The organism is Clostridium guangxiense, from assembly GCF_021043395.1.
GTDB lineage: Bacteria > Bacillota > Clostridia > Clostridiales > Clostridiaceae > Clostridium_S > Clostridium_S guangxiense.
Genome location: NZ_JAJNKE010000002.1, coordinates 18679 through 36414, shown reverse-complemented (window position 1 = coordinate 36414; position 17736 = coordinate 18679). Strand labels below are relative to the sequence as shown.

Sequence of the window (17736 nt, the reverse complement as noted above, 5' to 3'; positions counted from 1 at the left end):
TCTATTGACAATAAACGAATGATCATTTATTATATGTATAAAGAGGTGGGCAAATGAGAAAGAAGGACGACAAAAAGCAGGAAAATATAAAAAGAGCAGTAATTAAATTAATACTAGAAGAAGGCTTTCACGGTACATCTATTTCTAAAATAGCAAAGGAAGCAGAAGTATCACCTGCTACAGTATATGTTTATTACAAAAATAAAGATATAATGCTTCATGAAATTTACTTTGAATACTCTGAAGAAATACTAAATCATTTGCTAAATAAGGTTTCAGAACACATGACAGGCTTAGAACTTATAGACACTCTTATAAAAAGTTACTATAATTATATAAAAGATAATAAAGAAATATTCTTATTCGTAGAACAATTTTCTAGTTGTCCCGCTTTAACAAATAGCTGTAAAGCACAAAAAAGTACAAAAGATTTTGATAATTTACTAGACAAGATAAAGAAAAATAAAATTATTAAAGATTATAGCAATAATACAATTATCTCCTTAATATTTTCTCCTGTAAAATCTATATGCATGAATAAGTGTATTGGTATCGATAAAAAATTGAAACTATTAGAGGAGTTAATAAAAATTATTCAAGACGCCTTAGTTATTTAACATCTATGAATTACAAATTGTTTACTAAAATTTTAATAATTATTAAATGAATATTCATTTAAAGTTTAAGAAAGGAGAAATAATTATGGAAAATATAAATTTAGCAATAATCATCCCAATTTTAGACATCGTTTTGCTGCCGGGTATGGAATATACATTAAAGTTAAATAATCTTAATAAAGTATCGTTAAATTATTTAGGCAATGAAAATACTTCAAATATAGCACTTTCTTTAAAAAACAAATTTGATAATCTATCGGAAGATGATTTTTATAAAATTGGAGTTACTTTCAAGATTTTAAATATAGAAAAAACATTTAAAGGTCACGATTTAAAGATTAAAGTACTTGATCGTGTAAGCGTAACATCGCTTCAATTTCAAAATGGATTTATTATGGGTGAATACGAAAAAGCATCTGATATTATAGACTTATCACAAGCCAGCATAAACGAAATGCTTTCCTCTATCAAAAAAACCATTAATGAACTAGCAAAGAATTTTAATGGAGCCGAAGTATATCTTGATAAAATAAATAAGATAAAACATATTAACAAATTAATAGGCTATATATCACAATTTATGCCCCTTTCTTTAGAACAAAAATATAAATTTTTAAGCATTCAATCTTTAAAAGGAAGAAGCCTAAACTTTCTGGATTACCTCTTAAAGGAAAAAGAATCAATTAAATTTAAATTTGAAGTTGCAGAAAAACTTTCCGAAAAGGCTAATAAACGTTACAGAGAATCTGTTTTGAGAGAACAACTAAAGGCAATACAAAGTGAACTAAATGAAAATGGAAATAAAGCTTCCTCAAAGGACACAGACTACTTAGATAAAATTGAAGCTTCTGGAATGCCAGATGATATAAAAGAAATAGCTATGGATGAACTTAATAAACTTAAAAATCAAAATCCAAGTAATTCTGATTACAGTATAATAAAAAACTATTTAGATTTGTTAGTACAACTTCCTTGGAAAAATCCAGAAGAAAAGGACATTGATTTGAATGAAGCTAAGGCTATTTTAAATAAACAACATTATGGACTGGAAAAGGTTAAAGAAAGAATAATTCAACATCTTGCTGTTATGAAGCTAAGAAAAGATAAAAGTGGTTCTATTCTTCTACTTGTAGGTCCTCCTGGAACTGGTAAGACAAGCCTTGGAAAGAGTATTGCAGAAGTTCTACAAAGAAAATATATAAGATTAAGCCTTGGTGGAGTAAGAGATGAAGCTGAGATAAGAGGACACAGAAGAACTTATGTGGGAGCAATGCCAGGGAGAATAATCCAAAGCATAAAAAAAGCCGGCGAAAAAAATCCTGTTATGGTATTAGATGAAGTTGATAAGCTCACAAGTGATTATAATGGTGATCCTGCTAGTGCTTTACTTGAAGTTCTCGATCCAGAGCAAAATGATACATTTACAGATCACTACCTTGACGCTCCTTATGATTTGTCAAATATATTTTTTATAGCTACAGCTAATTCACTAAGCGGCATACCTCGTCCACTTCTAGATAGAATGGAAATTATTGAAATTTCAAGTTATACTGCAAATGAAAAGTTCCACATTGCAAAAGAGCATTTAGTTCCCGAGGTACTCAAAGATCATGGACTTACACCTGATAACTTAAGCATAGATGATTCAGCATTAAAAAGTATAATAAGTGACTATACTTTAGAAGCGGGAGTAAGAGGATTAAAGAAGCAAATAGCGGCCATTGCAAGAGTTGCCTCCGAAAAAATTGCTTTAGGAGAAATAAATGATACTTTTTTAGTAAAAAAACAAGATCTTGTTAAGCTGCTAGGTAGACAAGTTTCTAACCATGAAAAAGCTCAAAATGATAACCCTCCTGGTGTTGTAACAGGACTTGCCTGGACATCTGTTGGTGGTGAAATATTATTCATTGAAGCAACTCACATGCCAGGTAGTGGACAAACTATATTGACAGGACAACTTGGAGATGTAATGAAAGAATCAGCAAGAATTTCCTTAAGTCTTTTAAAATCAAGACTTCCTTTAAATAGTTTTAATTTTAAGGAAAAAGACATTCATATTCATGTTCCTTCTGGCTCTGTACCAAAAGATGGTCCTTCTGCCGGAATAACAATGTTTACTGCTCTTGCATCCCTTACAACTGGAATAAAAGTAGATTCAAAACTTGCAATGACTGGTGAAATAACCTTAAGAGGTGCTGTATTACCTATAGGCGGATTAAAAGAAAAGCTCATAGCTGCTGATAGAGCTGGAATAAAAAAAGTATTAATACCAAAGGATAATTTAGTTGATTTAAAGGACATTCCTTCTGAAGTAAAAGACAGTCTTGAGATTAAGGCTGTTGAAACCGTAGAGGATGTTTTAAAGGAAACCTTAGGTATATCCCTTCCAAAACTAGATAATCTAATTAGCGGAGATGAACTGCTTAAAGAAACTTTTAGTTTGAACACCAACTTACAATAAAGAAGAGGCTCATAAACCTCTTCTTCTTTATATATAGACATTAGATAAAAAGTTTAAATTCCTCTTGTAAAAAAATATTTACTACCTATAATCGCCACTCATTTTATAATGATTGAGAAACTTTGTTAATTTCATTATTCTTGTATTCTTTAGTAAATATGAATGGTACAAATAAAACACCTTCTATTGCTATTCCTATTACTAAATCTTTTAATGTTAATACTTGAGCATATTGTCCTCCGTTAGCTCCTGAAGCTAAAGAATTATTTATTATATGAAGAATTATTGTTGACCACAAATTTCCTGTTTTCATATATACAAAACCAAAAAATATAGCAAGAAATGTGCAAAAAAAAGGATATGATATTATGCTATAGACAGGTGTTTTAGGTCCATACAATGTAATACACAGCGGTAAATGCCACATCCCCCATATTACTCCCAGCACAACAATCCCAACCTTTTTACCAAATAAAACTTGAAGCCTTGGCTGGAGATATCCCCTCCAACCTAACTCCTCACCAAAATATGGCATAAAAGCTGCTACAATACCTATTAATAGGCTTATTGGTAAAAAAGAAATAGTAATTATAACATTTTTTATTTCTCTGCTTGAAAATCCACAGATTACTCCCGAAGTTCCAACTTCAATTAATCTAATTACAATAAAAGCTAATGATAACAACATAGTAATTTTTATATTTTTTCTTAATATCATGCTTATTCTTTCAAAATATTTATTCTTGTCATCTATAATTTTAACAAAAGCAATCAAGCTAAATATTCCCACTACCATGTTTAATACTAACTCTACATATTTCCTATATGCAAAAATTCCAACAATTAAAATAACTATACACAATATAAAAAATGCAATATACTCTTTAAAAAATTTGATAAGTTCTTTGGGCATATTACTCTTTTCATAATATAATTTCATACAAATAGCCGCAAACGCTGGGTAAAGCATTTGAACTAAAGCAAAATATTGACCAGCAGATTTATCTAAATTTTTATACACCAAAAATAATATTATTCCCATAAGATAAGTGACCGAAAAAATAATAGTTAAAACTTTGGTTACTTCCATTTTGATTTGTTTTAAGCTCTTCTCCATTCTTTCATCTCCTTGTATAATGATGATGTAGTCATTAAGACTACTCATCTCAATTCAATTGTTTCTACAATAGATAACAGAAGAAGGATTTCTTCCTTTATCAGATGTTATCTTATTTAATTATCATGCTTGACGGCTCCTATATAGACTCCAGACTTTTCATAAAGTATAATCTTCAAGGATAGGACAAATAATGTTCGCCTCCTTGGGAAGTCAGTATCAGCTGACTCATACCCGTGATTTAGTCAATTAGTCCATTCAATGAGGTTTTATGATTCGGCTGGTTGGGAGCCTCAGGCTATACCTGTATAACTCGCAAGGTTGTGTACTCATTAGATGGAAATGGATTCCTATCAGAAAGGAGCTTTTGCTCATGTCAAACATTTTATTTGAAAATTTATTTATTTCGGTCGGTATTGATGTCGGTGCAGACTTCAGTTGGATGTCTATCGCACTTCCTAACCAGACCTTTGTTGGAAAACCTTTTAAAATACTACATTCCAACATTGATTCCCTTGAACTCGCTGTTTCTAAAATAAAAGAAGCAGAAGAGCTGTATTCTTTGGAAAGTCGCATTTTCCTGGAATCCACGGGAATTTATCATTACCCACTCTTCTGCTATCTTCGTGATACTGGATTTAATGTTAACCTAATTAATCCTATCATCACTAAGAATAGCACAAACATTAATATTAGAAAAGTGCATAATGATCGTTTTGATTCGAAAAAGGCTGCTTTAATAGGCTTAAAGCCAGATTTAAAAGTATCTCTTATTCCACCAGACCTCGCTCTTGATTTAAGAAATCTTTCAAGGGAGTATTATGATTTGATGGATAACCGCTCTGCTTATGTTAATAAGCTTCAAAGTGAACTTCGAATGGTTTTTCCTCAATACCTAAAAATTTTCTCGAAAATAACTACTAATACATCGTTGAACTTATTAGAAACATACACATCTCCAGATGCATTTTTAAATGCTTCCAAGGAAGATATTATTAATTCTATAAGACATACAGCTCGCTTTGGGCTTACATATGCTAATAATAAGTATAATGCCATTATAAAGGCTGCCAATGATGCAAAGACCTTCGGTTATTCCGTAAGTAGTAACTTTAAGCGTATTCTACTATACATAAGTTTCATTCGAAAGTATGATGAAGAGATTTCTTCTATACTCTCTGAAATGCATAAGCTTGTTGATGAAAATGAAAATACTGATTTTGTAAAGCAAATTCACTTGATTGAAACATTTAAAGGTGCAGGTTTTCTCTCTGCCGTGAGTCTCATGAGCGAAATCGGAGATTTCTCTGCATTCAACTCACCAAAACAGCTTTTTGCTTACTTTGGTTTAGATCCAGCAGTAAAGCAATCCGGCAACTTTAATGGTACAAAAATTAGTATGTCAAAACGAGGATCTCGAATTGCCAGAAGAGTCCTGCACACTATTGCTTTAATCAGTATTAGTAAAAACAAAAACGGCTCCGCCAAAAATCCAGTTCTAAGGGATTATTACCTTTTGAAATGCCAGAGTAAGCCTAAAATGGTGGCCCTTGGAGCTATTATGCATAAGTTTGTAATATGGTATTTGCCATTCTTCGTGATGGAAAAGGGTTTGAAATAATTACACCAGAAGAACACCAAAAGAATTATCTCAAAGCGAAATGCGGCTTTGCTGCGTAGTATAATTCCATAAATATAATTTCCGCTTTTTGTTAATCAAACAAAAGCTTATTAAGGTCGCCATTTTTTAAGATAATAAAAATATTAATTATTTTTTTAATTCTTATTGACATTTCTTAGCTGGACTAAGTTATAACGCTACTATTACATACTTTACATTAAATAACATAATATACCTTGGTATAATAAATTTCAATTAAAGTCTCTGCTTTACAACACTCATTTAAAACAAAACCTAATTAAAATACTATGAACTTAGCCATTACAGTTGCCATTATGAGTGCACTCATATCTGCCATTATAGCAGCCCAAAGTGTATGTCTTATTTTTTTTATTTTTACAGCGCCATAATAAACGGTTATTGTATAAAAAATTGTTTCTGTTGATCCCATCATTATAGAAGCTACAACGCCTATATACGAATCAGCCCCATATTTTTTTAACACTTCTGCAAAAACTCCTAATGCTCCACTCCCTGACAATGGCTTTATTATAGCAAGAGGTACAAGTTCCGGTGGAAAACCAACAAGTTCTGCTGCTGGTCTAACAAAATCTATAACATAATTCATAGCATTTGACTCTCTAAATATAGTAACTGCTAAAATCATAGCCAATAAGTATGGAAATATATTAATACATATCTTAATTCCATCTTTTGCTCCTTCAACAAAGCACTCATAAACCTTTACTCCTTTAAGCATTCCATATAAAACTATTGTAACTATTATAATTGGAATCAAGGCTTTTATAATATAATCCAAATTAATCCCCCCAATCAATTCACAGTTCACAATGCACAGTTTAGGATGATTTTCTTCCGTTTCTCTACAGAAAATCTAAAACTTATTGCTGACGCCATTTTGATATAATGCTTTATTGCGTTCATTCAGCCTACTGGAACATCATATCAGTTTTTTATATAATTTTAGATTTATCTGACGAGAGGAAGATAAATCATCCTTCACTGTAAATTGTGAACTGTGCACTGTGAACTATTAAAAATATCTCTCTAGTATTTTGCAGTAAATTATCCCAAGTACTGCCGCCGTAACCGACGTTGCAATAGCTGACGGGATTATAATAGCTGGATTTTTTGACCCACAAGCCGCTCTCACAGATAAAACTGTGGTTGGAACAAATTGAATACATGCTGCATTAAGCACAAGAAATTTTGCCATATCATTAGTTGCTGTTCCATTGTTTCGGTTTTCTTTCTCCATTTCCTGCATAGTCTTTATGCCAAAAGGCGTTGCTGCATTGCCAAGCCCCATCATATTAGAAGTTATATTCATTATCATTGGTCCCATAACATTATCATTTTTACTGGATTCTCTAAAAATCAACTTTAATATTGGTCTTAATATCTTTGATAGCTTGTCCGTAAGTCCGCTTTGTTGTGCGATTCTCATAACTCCGCACCATAAGCACATTATTCCAGCAAGTGATATTACAAGTTCGACAGTAGAACCAGAAGAATTTACTATAGCCTTTGATAAAGCTTCTCCTCTACCACTTATAATGCCAAATATAGCGCCAAAAACTATGAATAAAAACCATATGTAATTTATCAAATTATCACCCCACTTAATATAATGAGCAGCTTAGAACTTAAAAATCATAAGTTTCAAGTTTATCTCGACAAACTGGAATTTAGTGAAGTAATATTGATTTGGGATATTAAATAAAGCTAATAAATCTAAGATGATAAATCCTAAAATTCTAAGAACTTTCAATAACTCGCCTTTGGCTCAAACAGATTGAAAGTTCTAAGACTTTTACGATTTATCATCTAAGATTTATAAAGCTTTATTTAAACCATCCCAAGTCAACATTACTTCACTGGGCCCGAAAGGCAAGGAATATTTTTCTCCGTTTCTCTACAAAAAATACACTATTAGCGACATTTTACAATAAAAATAGTGATAAATTGTTTAAATAATGAACTATAAAGATTCACGCCAAAATTCCGTAGGCACGGAGGAATTTTTTCCTTGCACTACTGTGGAAGTGAAGTAACAATGCTGAAGGAACGATTTAAAAAAATTCTAATAAATCTTGGTTCAAAAATTGTAAAATACTTAGATATTTCAATCTGTCTGAGCGATAGCGAGTTATTGAAATATCTTAGTATTTTATGATTTTTAAACCTTAGATTTATAGGATTTTTTTAACGCGACGAAGCATTGTTACTTCACAAATTCTGATTTAACAGGATAAATTTTATATATGCAATTTCTATATCTTAGGTTGTCTATATATAATACATCTCTACATTATTAATATTTTTCCCTTTCATAAAATATCACTTTAAATATTAAAGTATATTGTCTAAAACTTTTTATTGCAATTATTATTTTAGGTATATATAGTATTTATCTTTAATATTTAAGTATTTTTTATCAAGTTATTTACAAACTCAAATAATATTCTATAATATAAATTAATATTTAAGGTAGGTGTTTATTCATGGATGATTTAGATTACAAAATATTAGACTTATTAAAAGAGAACTCAAGAATTCAGATTTCAGACATAAGCAGAAGCATAAAGCTTTCTATTCCTGCGGTTTCAGAAAGAATAAGAAAATTAGATGGAACTGGCATTATTGAAAAGTATACAATAAAAATAAATAGAGAAAAAACAAACTGCAGCTTGCTTGCTTTTATATTTGTAAATATTGATAAGCCAGAACACATATCTGGTTTTAGAAGCTCAATCATAAAATTTTCTTCTGTACTAGAATGTCATCACCTAGCAGGAGAATACGATTATATGCTAAAAGTTGCACTTAACAATACAAAAACTCTAGAAGATTTCATTTTAAACAAATTAAAGAAAATAGTTGGAGTTCAAAAAACAAATACAATAATATCACTTTCAAGCATTAAAGAAGAAATAAATCCTTAGGAGGAATTTTTATGAACTTTTTTTATGGTTTTGCCTTTGGAATGCTGCTTCAGATATCTGTAGGCCCAGTTTTTTTTGCAGTACTTCATAAATCAATCAACGATAGATTTTCAGAAGCCTTAAAAATGATTTTGGGTGTTACCCTTGTAGATGCAATTTATATATTAATTTCTTTTACTGCTATATCCGAATTATTAAAAATGCACTATTTAAATACTATAATAAAATTTTTAGGAACAATAATTTTAATTTTATTTGGCATAAATTATATAAAAAATGCTAATAGAAAACAAAAAACTTCAGTTTCTAAAAGTTCAAAAAATAGTTTTATCTATGGAATAGAATTAACAGCTATAAACCCACTTACAATAGTATTTTGGTCAAGTGCTTTTAGTTCTATTATCACCACAAATAAGACTTCAAATATATTTATTTATTCTATAGGTTGCATTTCATCAACCTTTGTATTTTTAAGTGCAGCGAGTTTTTTTGGAAGTTCTATAAAAAAATTTATTAATTTAAAGCTTTTAAAGATAACAGATTATGCTGTAGGAATAATCTTAATCTGCTTTGGACTTGCTATATTGTTTAATTAATGCTATATTTTATAAAATATTATCTTTATACAAATTCTTAAAAAATAGAAATTATTTATATAATGAGAAGGTGAAAAAATGAGCAATCCTTGGGAAAGAATTCCTCTTCAAGACTACGAGAATCATATGAAATTACCATCAGTACAACAATTACAGAAATTAAATAAAATTATGAAATCACAAATATATAAATATAAAATTTCAACAATTGCTATTTTAGGCATAGCAGGAGGTAATGGCTTAGAATTTATAGATAATTCACGAATTAAGACGGTTTATGGAATCGATATAAACAAAAATTATTTAGATATATGTAACGAAAAATATAAAAACTTAAAAGATTGCCTTGTGCTTAAAAAATTAGACTTGTCTAACTTATCAAATGATTTGCCTAAAGTAGATATTGTAATTGCAAATCTATTTATCGAATATATAGGCATTGATATATTTATAAAACAATTATCAAAAAACTTCCCACAATATGTGTCTTGTGTAATTCAAAAAAATCCTGATATTAATTTTGTATCAGATTCGCCTTATATTAAGTCTTTTGATGAAATTTCATTATTACATAAAGATATAGAAAAAGCTTCTCTTGTAAAAGCTATGAATACAATAGGTTACAGCTTAATTTTTTCTGAGGAGTATTTATTGCCCAACATGAAAAAATTCATTAGATTGGATTTTACTGATAAACAAAATTAATTGACAAGTCTGCATTATATACAAAAATGAAAGGATTTTAAATTATGAATAATAGATTCAACTCAATACCAAATCACATAGCTATAGTATGCGATGGTAATGGACGATGGGCCTCTCAAAAAGGTTTGCCTAGATCATATGGACATAAAAAAGGAACTGAACCAGTAGAAAATATAACTAAAATATGTTCTAAAATTGGTGTTGAGGTGCTTACTCTTTATGTTTTTTCAACAGAGAATTGGTCTCGTTCAAAAGAAGAAGTTAATTTTTTAATGAAGCTTTTTGTGAAATTTTTTAAAAAACTACACAAAAATGCTTCTTCCAATAATATTAAAGTTCGTCATATAGGTGTTAAGAACAATCTTTCAGATGAACTACTAAATGAAATAAAAAAAGCAGAAGAATCTACACAAAATAATACTGGAATGACCTTAAACATTGCATTAAATTATGGTGGACGCATAGAAATAATAAATTCTGTTCAGGACTTACTATGTCAAATTAAAGAAAACAAAATTAAAATTGATGATATAAATGATGAGGTTTTAAGCAATCATTTATTTACTCGCGGACTTCCAGATGTAGATTTAATCATAAGAACGAGTAATGAACATAGAATAAGCAATTTTCTCTTATGGCAATCTGCCAAAGCAAAAATATGGATAACACCAACCTTATGGCCAGATTTTACAAAAGAACATTTGTTTCAAGCCATAGAATATTATAATAGAGTATTGCATTAATTATATATTTATTTTTTACTTTTCTCCAATTCATTAATCTTTTCCATTATGAACTTTTGACTTTTTATAATTTCATCCATTTTTAAGTGTAAATCTTCTATGATTATTTCAGATTTTAAATTAACCTTATAGTCATTTTTAGCCTTTATCCTATCTTTATCTCCTTCCCTATTTTGAGACATCATAATTATAGGCGCCTGTATTGCAGCAATACAAGATAAGAATAAATTAAGAAGAATAAACGGATAAGGATCAAATGGTTTTATTATATACGATACATTAATGATTACCCAAATGATAATAAGCGACACTGAAACCATTATAAATGGCCAACTTCCAACAAAAGATGAAATTTTATCGGACATCTTATCTCCAAAACTTAATCTACTTTGATCAACCACATTAGTATCCTTGGAAACTTTGCCTTGTATTAGCTCGTGTATAAGTTCTTCTTCTATATCGTCAAACTCTTCTTTGCTTTCTAATATTTTTTCAGTAACTTCCTTATAATTGTATTTACTGTTCAATTGATTACACCACCCTTTATAGTATATATATAATTGTATATTAAAATACATCAGTAATATCCTATCGGTATTAAATTGATATAAAATTGTAATTTTTTCTTCATGTAACAAATATAATAAATATGAGGAGCTCATCCTAAATGTAGGGGGAATTTTCATGAACATGGATTTTCATTACTATGCCACTTATGTTGCCGCAAGATTGGCAGGATATAACTTCAACGATTCTCAGATAATTGCTTATGCCTCTCAATATGTTAACGATTACAACAAGGATAAATTAAATAAGAATTTGACTCCAGGTCTAGACCCAATACCTACCTCTCAAACTTATAATGAAATTGCAAAATATGATCTTGATAGAAATTGGTCTGAGACCCACCTTGTTGAAACTTCGAGAATATATATACCATTTCACTTTTTACCTGGTAATTATGGTTCTAACTTAAATAAAAAAGCATACACCGGTAAAAAAATTGATGAAAGCCATATTAATTACAATTTTCATTATGATGATGAAGCAAAAGAACAGTTTAAACTTCTTTGTCTTCCAAATAGTACTTTAGTTTCTGAAATAATAAATGATATAATATACAATCATACTGAAAAGCCATATATTCTAGAGCTTATAGGCTTAAGGCTTCATGCGATGTGTGATACTTGGTCACATTCAAATTTTGTAGGAATACCTGCATGGTTTATTAATAATACTGCAAGCAGTATATACGAAATAGATGATAGCAGTATTAGTTCAATAAAGCTTACAACCTCATGGCCTTTAACTACAGTAAGCAAATACGAAGGTTGTGAAGAGGCAAGTCCAAGCAAACCATCCTACAACTCTTATGTTTATTTTGGTCATAGGCGTTTAGGTCATATACCAGATTATCCATATATTAAATATAAGTATAAACCTCAATGGTCTAGTGAATTTTTAATATGCGATAATTTTTCAGATTTCTTTAAAGCATTTACACAAATGCTTTCTGCTTTAAAATGCATTAGAAGCAAAAAACCTTTTTCTACTAATGTATATGAAACCTTAGATAAAACAACCGAAAGTATAATAAAGAAAATATTAAAAACAAAAACTCATAATCAAACAAATGCTTGGAAGCAATATATAGAAAAAATAAAGATAAACAACGAATACCTTGAAATTCCTGAGGATTATGATGAAAACAAATGGGTTAAAGATGCTGAGATATGCTCTAATAAAACAATAACTAATTATTATAATTTTAATATTTCTGCTATAAACCATCTTGATTTTGTAAAAAACATTTTGAAGAAAGATAAAATATTTATAGATGAACTTCCAGAAGAAAATATTTTAAATGTAACAGTTCAAAATAAAAATGGAAAATTTATAGGAAACTCAGAAAATGACTATTTAATATATCCCAAATTAGGAAGCACAGTTGCAAAATTATTAATTATAAAGCCAAATGATAATGTTCTAAGATCAGGAGATATTGTAAAAATCAAAACAAGCGATCATACCACAGGTGAATATTGTTATTTAGGTGCATGGACAAAGCTATCATTTTATTATTACAAAAAAGATTTTAATATGAGTAAGCAGAAATGGAAAATTGAAAAAGTAGATTGCTCAATTGATGATATAATAAGGTCTGGAGATTCAGTTTATATAGAAAATCAATATTTTTCAAATCAACCTTATATGTCTTACTATAAATATCTTAATGGAAACTTTTATTTAAACACTATATCTAAAAAAACTGAAAGAACAATATGGTTTATTAACTCCTATATAGAAGAAAATAAATACTACAATATTGTAGCTAAGCATAGTCAAAAATATATTAAAGTTAAAAATAATGATATTAAAGATTATGCTGAAGTAATTCAATTTCACCAAGATGAAAGTGACAGTGAAAAATTTAGATTTATGCCATGTGGTAATGGTTATTACTATATAATAGCTAAACACAGTCAAAAATGTTTACACATTAAGAATAATGACACAAATGACTCTACTCCTATTTTACAATGTTCTCTTAAAAAAACTGAAAATAATAAAAGATTTAAGCTTATTCCATGTGGAAATGGATACTATAATATTGTAGCTAAGCACAGTCAAAAATGCTTAGAAGTTAATAAAAATACCTTAAGTGATTTTGCATGTATTGTACAACAACATTTTAAAGGACTAGATAATCAGAAATTCAAACTAATACCGGTTAAGTAATATTATTTTGAAATATTAAATAATATTAGTAAATCTAAAGTGTCAATTTCAAAAAATCCTAAGAACTTTCAATAACTCGCTTCATCTGAAACAAATTGAAAGTTCTAAACCTTTTTTAAGTTGGCACTAAAATTTAATGTTTTAACCGTACTCTATATATGATATAATATAGCCATTATGACCAATTTCAACTGAGGAATTTGTATACTATTACAATAGCTCGTATTTTTACTCCTTATGGCAACATAAAACCCCCAAGGAGGAAATTATGAACAAAAACTTAAAAAACATGATAATAATTTTTATAGGCTTCTTTTTTTTGTCTTTATTTTCAAACACCCTATCCCCATTTATAACGACAATAAAAGCCACCTATAAAGTGTCAAACGATCTTATAGCAATACTGCCATCTGTTGTATACTGTGCGTCATTTATTATGAGTATATTGGGTGCAAAACTTATGATAGACCTTGGACTTAAAAAAAGTCTTCGTCTAGGCTTTATTTTCGCAATTTTAGCAAGTTTGACAATTTTATTTTCAAAATCCTTTTATGTACTTTTAGTTGGATATTTTTTATCTGGTTTAGCAGTTGGAATGGGTTCTTTAATACTAAATACTTATATTTCAATGCTGCCAAAAGATTATCAGAAATTTAGTCTTGCAAATGCTTGTTTTGGTCTTGGTGGAATTTTAATACAGCCAATTGACAGATTTGTTTTGAGAAATCAAATAGGGTTTAGCTACACTTACATAATGCACATTGTAACCGTATGCTTATTTCTACTTCTAACACTTAAACTTGATAGTATACCTATAGAAAAAAATGAGTCAGAAAATACAGGTACTTTTTCGATACTAAAGAATCCAATGGTATTATTACTATCAATATCGATATTCTTTTATGTTGGAGCAGAAATCTCAACAACAAACTGGACTGGAAACTTCCTTGAAAAATATTATGGTTTAAGTAAAGCAGAGGTTCCAAATATTTTATTAGGATTTTGGATTTTATTTACTCTTGGAAGAGCTTTGGGTGATAAATTCTTGGACAAAGTTGGTCAACTTAAATTTTTATCTATTTCACCATTAATATCAATTATAGGCATATTTGTAATATTATCTGGTAAAACTGAACTTCAAGCTATTACAGGTGTTGCAATTATAGGTATAACCATATCATTAATATACCCTGCTATTCAAGGTTATATTATTCAGCATGTTTCAAAAAAAGATATACCTTCTGCGTCATCAATTATAGCAATCTTTAATAATTTAGGCGCTACATTTTTAACTTATTTAATAGGGTTTGCAGGTGGAATGAAAATAACTTATGTTTTTATGATTCAGATATTTTTCTATGCATACATAATATTAGTTTCAGTAAAATATCTTATCTTTAATCCTAAAAATATAAAAGCTTAATTTTTGATTTTTAACAAGGTTTTGTTTAAAGAGACTAACGCATTAACATAAAAATATGCTAATGCGTTGGCTTCTTTTATTTTTTTTATTCTATCATAGTAAGTCCTCTTCTAAAGTTTTTTATAAAAACTCTATTATTTCTTATCCTCTAGACTTACCACCTGAAATATTAATAGTAACACCATGCACATAGCTTGATCTTTCAGAAGCTAAATAACAAATTAAATCAGCTAATTCTGTTAGTCTTCCAACTCTCTTAAGCGGGATTGATGAATTTTGATATCCACTGTTCATTTTTTCAATAGTGATTCCTCTAGTATAAGCTAATGATTCTTCATATTCCTGGGATCTCATTGCTGTTTTTTCTATTATTCCCGGAGCTATTCCTACTATTCTCACTCCATATTCTCCCAAATCCTTTGCCCAAGATCTTGTCAATGCATAAACTGCACCTTTAGTACCTGCATAACAGCTTTGTCCCTGTGAACCCTCAAGTCCACATTCAGAAGTTACATTTATAATTCTTTATCATTTCTCTTGCTGCTGCCTGTGAACATAAAAATGTTCCTTTTTGGTTTACTGCTACCATTTTATCAAACATTTTTTCATCTAATTCATACTTACTGTGAGGATTTTTTGCATCGACCAATAATCTTGGCATATTTATTCCTGCATTATTAACTAAAACATCGACTTTGCCATAAGTTTTTCATTTATATTTACCTCCATATTAATTTTAAAATATTATAATATTTAAACTCATAATTTCTACAATATCCGCTTTATTAATGTTGACTAATAACTTTCTATTTTTTATAATTAAATTGGTTATATTTTAATTTCTTATTATTTTTATTATTGTACCATTGTGTGGTGGTACAATTTTTTTCTTTTCTAAAAATAAGGTTCCAGGAAGTGAAGTTTCTTCATCACCTGTAAATTTCAAAGTAATGTGACCAAGTTGCTTTAAATTATCATTCACAGCATTGCCAACTGCAGTTATGTTGTATTTATTATCATCTATATACAAAGTATCATTAGCTTTTATATCTTCCTTAAGATTGTTTTCACTATGAACATAACAGTAATCAGCTAATTCCTCTGGTGCATTATCTTTAAAATTATAAACATATTGCTTTCTAAAAAATCTTGAGCCATTTTTCCTATATTAGTTATTTGCGTCTTATAAATTATATTCATAATCAAATGTCCTTTCTATAAATCATTTATTTAAATGCAACTATTTAGAATATAATCCAAAGCTTGCAAGCCAAGCTACAACAACTGTAGGCGCTCCCGTTATAAATCTAGAATAAAGAACCGACGGAACTCCAACTTGAACTGTTTCTGGTTCTGCTTCAGCAAGTCCTAATCCAACAGGTATAAAATCACATGCTGCCTGAGAATTAATAGCAAACACTGCTGGCAGCGATAAACTTGGTGGTATATTTCCTTTAGCTATCTGAACACCAATCAAAGTACCTATAATTTGTGCTATTACAGCACCAGGTCCTAGGAATGGAGAAAGCAATGGAAAAGAGCAAATAAGTGATAGAATAACCAGCCCAAATATATTACCTGCCAAAGGTGTTAACAAATGAGCAATCCAATTGCCTATACCAGATGCGTTAATTATACCTATTAGAGCTGCAACAAATGCCATAAACGGTAATATCGTTTCGATAACTGTATTTATTGTGTCCCTACCTGCTTGAAAAAGTATGCTTGTAAATTTTCCAAGAGCTATTCCAATAGTCGCGAAAATACTGCTGCTTTGCTCACTAATCTTTTTTTTGAATCGTATCCCATTAAAAATATCCTCCTTTATAGTTTTTCTACATTTTCAGGTTTAACTGCTGATACATAAATATCTTCTTTCATAAGCATTGCCATTGGTCCACTTTTCCCTGTTGACATAATATTAACTGTAGGAATTTTCTTTTGTGGATAAATTCCACATCTTAAAGTTCCTCCACAATTTATAACTACACATGCTATTTCACTGTCTTTAACTCCTTTAGTAAAACCATCCACAAGCTCACACCCTGTTAATTCTGATATGATTTCTGCAGTTTTAGGTCTAGCTCCTCCAGTAATGTAAACTATCTTATTTCTTGTCTCCGTAGGTGAAACTATTACTGGGCCCCCCCCATCCACTTGAACCTTTAGTTATTTTCACTTTGTTATAGCTCATAATTCATGCCTCCATAAATAATATTTTAATTAAATAAAATCACATTATCATTCCATAACTACTTCTGTTTTAAGTTTAACGCCTTGTTGTTTTTCAACTAATGAAGTTGTAAAATCAGTTATCCAACCTCTAAAAAAATTGGTTACCATACCAACTAAAAAATATCTTACTGCTAAATCACCTGTTTGGAATCCTAATTTACTTATACCATTTGCTATACCTAAAAATACAAATAACTCTGATGCATCGATATGTGGAAATAATCCATTCATAGTGTGGCAACTAAAACTTGCTGTTGTATAATAACTTGGCTTATACTTTTCAGGTAAAAATTTTCCTAGTGATAAAGTCATTGGATTAGCAAATACAGTTACACCTTGCATTTTTCTACAATCTACAATAATGCCGTCATTATCGATTAGAAGCATTACTATAATTCCCACCTGAATATATCCTCTTTTTCTTCCTATCGCCACTTTCCCCTTTTTTCTCATTTCAATATAATTTATGTTAAAGTTTTTTATTTGCATAAATCCCAATAAAAAATTTATTAC

The 17736-nt window shown here is 29.5% G+C and carries 14 protein-coding genes and 3 pseudogenes; 9 read left to right on the top strand and 8 right to left on the bottom strand.

The genetic code is table 11. The features are described from left to right. Positions 1–53 precede the first annotated feature (53 nt). Positions 54–617, top strand: coding sequence for a TetR/AcrR family transcriptional regulator (locus LQK79_RS02080; protein ID WP_053241119.1), 564 nt, complete (start codon positions 54–56; stop codon positions 615–617). An 85-nt stretch (positions 618–702) separates the two neighbouring features. Then, the gene (gene lon, locus LQK79_RS02075; protein WP_231015321.1) at positions 703–3078 is read left to right on the top strand and encodes an endopeptidase La; all 2376 of its coding nucleotides are present in this window, start codon (positions 703–705) and stop codon (positions 3076–3078) included. A gap of 103 nt (positions 3079–3181) precedes the next feature. On the opposite strand, the gene LQK79_RS02070 is transcribed toward lon, so the two are convergent. Beyond that, positions 3182–4195 carry a CPBP family intramembrane glutamic endopeptidase gene (locus LQK79_RS02070; RefSeq protein ID WP_053241117.1) on the bottom strand — a complete coding sequence of 338 codons (1014 nt, stop codon included), beginning with the start codon at positions 4193–4195 and terminating at the stop codon, positions 3182–3184. Between the two features lie 373 nt (positions 4196–4568). Here LQK79_RS02070 and LQK79_RS02065 point away from each other — a divergent pair, with 373 nt between their 5' ends. Next, complete coding sequence (locus tag LQK79_RS02065; RefSeq protein WP_407928496.1) at positions 4569–5816, top strand: IS110 family RNA-guided transposase; 1248 nt, start codon at positions 4569–4571, stop codon at positions 5814–5816. Positions 5817–6114: 298 nt separating this feature from the next. On the opposite strand, the gene LQK79_RS02060 is transcribed toward LQK79_RS02065, so the two are convergent. Continuing rightward, on the bottom strand, positions 6115–6636 hold the full coding sequence (locus LQK79_RS02060; RefSeq protein WP_053241116.1) for a spore maturation protein: 522 nt from the start codon (positions 6634–6636) through the stop codon (positions 6115–6117). 234 nt (positions 6637–6870) lie between these two features. Then, entirely contained in the window at positions 6871–7446 is a 576-nt protein-coding gene (locus LQK79_RS02055) for a nucleoside recognition domain-containing protein (protein ID WP_053241115.1), read from the bottom strand. An 895-nt stretch (positions 7447–8341) separates the two neighbouring features. Here LQK79_RS02055 and LQK79_RS02050 point away from each other — a divergent pair. The 4 genes from LQK79_RS02050 to LQK79_RS02035 all read left to right on the top strand — a co-directional run bounded on the left by LQK79_RS02050 (position 8342) and on the right by LQK79_RS02035 (position 10826). Beyond that, on the top strand, positions 8342–8782 hold the full coding sequence (locus LQK79_RS02050; RefSeq protein ID WP_231015320.1) for an Lrp/AsnC family transcriptional regulator: 441 nt from the start codon (positions 8342–8344) through the stop codon (positions 8780–8782). Positions 8783–8793: 11 nt separating this feature from the next. Beyond that, positions 8794–9378: a LysE family translocator gene (locus tag LQK79_RS02045; RefSeq protein WP_231015318.1), complete on the top strand. Its 585-nt coding sequence runs from the start codon at positions 8794–8796 to the stop codon at positions 9376–9378. A 78-nt stretch (positions 9379–9456) separates the two neighbouring features. Further along, complete coding sequence (locus tag LQK79_RS02040) at positions 9457–10083, top strand: class I SAM-dependent methyltransferase (protein WP_231015317.1); 627 nt, start codon at positions 9457–9459, stop codon at positions 10081–10083. Between the two features lie 44 nt (positions 10084–10127). Then, the gene (locus LQK79_RS02035) at positions 10128–10826 is read left to right on the top strand and encodes an isoprenyl transferase (protein WP_231015316.1); all 699 of its coding nucleotides are present in this window, start codon (positions 10128–10130) and stop codon (positions 10824–10826) included. Positions 10827–10834: 8 nt separating this feature from the next. Here LQK79_RS02035 and LQK79_RS02030 read toward each other — a convergent pair whose 3' ends face one another. Further along, complete coding sequence (locus LQK79_RS02030) at positions 10835–11353, bottom strand: DUF1003 domain-containing protein (protein WP_231015315.1); 519 nt, start codon at positions 11351–11353, stop codon at positions 10835–10837. A 157-nt stretch (positions 11354–11510) separates the two neighbouring features. Here LQK79_RS02030 and LQK79_RS02025 point away from each other — a divergent pair, with 157 nt between their 5' ends. Further along, positions 11511–13565, top strand: a complete 2055-nt coding sequence (locus tag LQK79_RS02025) for an RICIN domain-containing protein (protein ID WP_231015314.1) — start codon at positions 11511–11513, stop codon at positions 13563–13565. A gap of 268 nt (positions 13566–13833) precedes the next feature. Further along, the gene (locus LQK79_RS02020; protein WP_231015312.1) at positions 13834–14988 is read left to right on the top strand and encodes an MFS transporter; all 1155 of its coding nucleotides are present in this window, start codon (positions 13834–13836) and stop codon (positions 14986–14988) included. 141 nt (positions 14989–15129) lie between these two features. Here LQK79_RS02020 and LQK79_RS02015 read toward each other — a convergent pair. From LQK79_RS02015 to srlA, 4 genes and pseudogenes are all read right to left on the bottom strand, one after another. Then, positions 15130–15697: pseudogene (locus LQK79_RS02015) on the bottom strand (sorbitol-6-phosphate dehydrogenase subunit); the annotation flags it as partial. Positions 15698–15823: 126 nt separating this feature from the next. Further along, a pseudogene (locus LQK79_RS02010) lies at positions 15824–16075 on the bottom strand (PTS glucitol/sorbitol transporter subunit IIA); the annotation flags it as partial. Between the two features lie 153 nt (positions 16076–16228). After that, a pseudogene (gene srlE, locus LQK79_RS02005) lies at positions 16229–17185 on the bottom strand (PTS glucitol/sorbitol transporter subunit IIB). 44 nt (positions 17186–17229) lie between these two features. Beyond that, complete coding sequence (gene srlA / locus LQK79_RS02000; protein WP_231015491.1) at positions 17230–17733, bottom strand: PTS glucitol/sorbitol transporter subunit IIC; 504 nt, start codon at positions 17731–17733, stop codon at positions 17230–17232. Positions 17734–17736 lie beyond the last annotated feature (3 nt).

Coding starts and splice junctions, on each gene's coding strand:
- LQK79_RS02020 (WP_231015312.1), top strand. CDS start 13,834: ATGAACAAAAACTTAAAAAACATGATAATAATTTTTATAGGCTTCTTT.
- LQK79_RS02080 (WP_053241119.1), top strand. CDS start 54: ATGAGAAAGAAGGACGACAAAAAGCAGGAAAATATAAAAAGAGCAGTA.
- LQK79_RS02050 (WP_231015320.1), top strand. CDS start 8,342: ATGGATGATTTAGATTACAAAATATTAGACTTATTAAAAGAGAACTCA.
- lon (WP_231015321.1), top strand. CDS start 703: ATGGAAAATATAAATTTAGCAATAATCATCCCAATTTTAGACATCGTT.
- LQK79_RS02045 (WP_231015318.1), top strand. CDS start 8,794: ATGAACTTTTTTTATGGTTTTGCCTTTGGAATGCTGCTTCAGATATCT.
- LQK79_RS02040 (WP_231015317.1), top strand. CDS start 9,457: ATGAGCAATCCTTGGGAAAGAATTCCTCTTCAAGACTACGAGAATCAT.
- LQK79_RS02035 (WP_231015316.1), top strand. CDS start 10,128: ATGAATAATAGATTCAACTCAATACCAAATCACATAGCTATAGTATGC.
- LQK79_RS02070 (WP_053241117.1), bottom strand. CDS start 4,195: ATGGAGAAGAGCTTAAAACAAATCAAAATGGAAGTAACCAAAGTTTTA.
- LQK79_RS02065 (WP_407928496.1), top strand. CDS start 4,569: ATGTCAAACATTTTATTTGAAAATTTATTTATTTCGGTCGGTATTGAT.
- LQK79_RS02025 (WP_231015314.1), top strand. CDS start 11,511: ATGAACATGGATTTTCATTACTATGCCACTTATGTTGCCGCAAGATTG.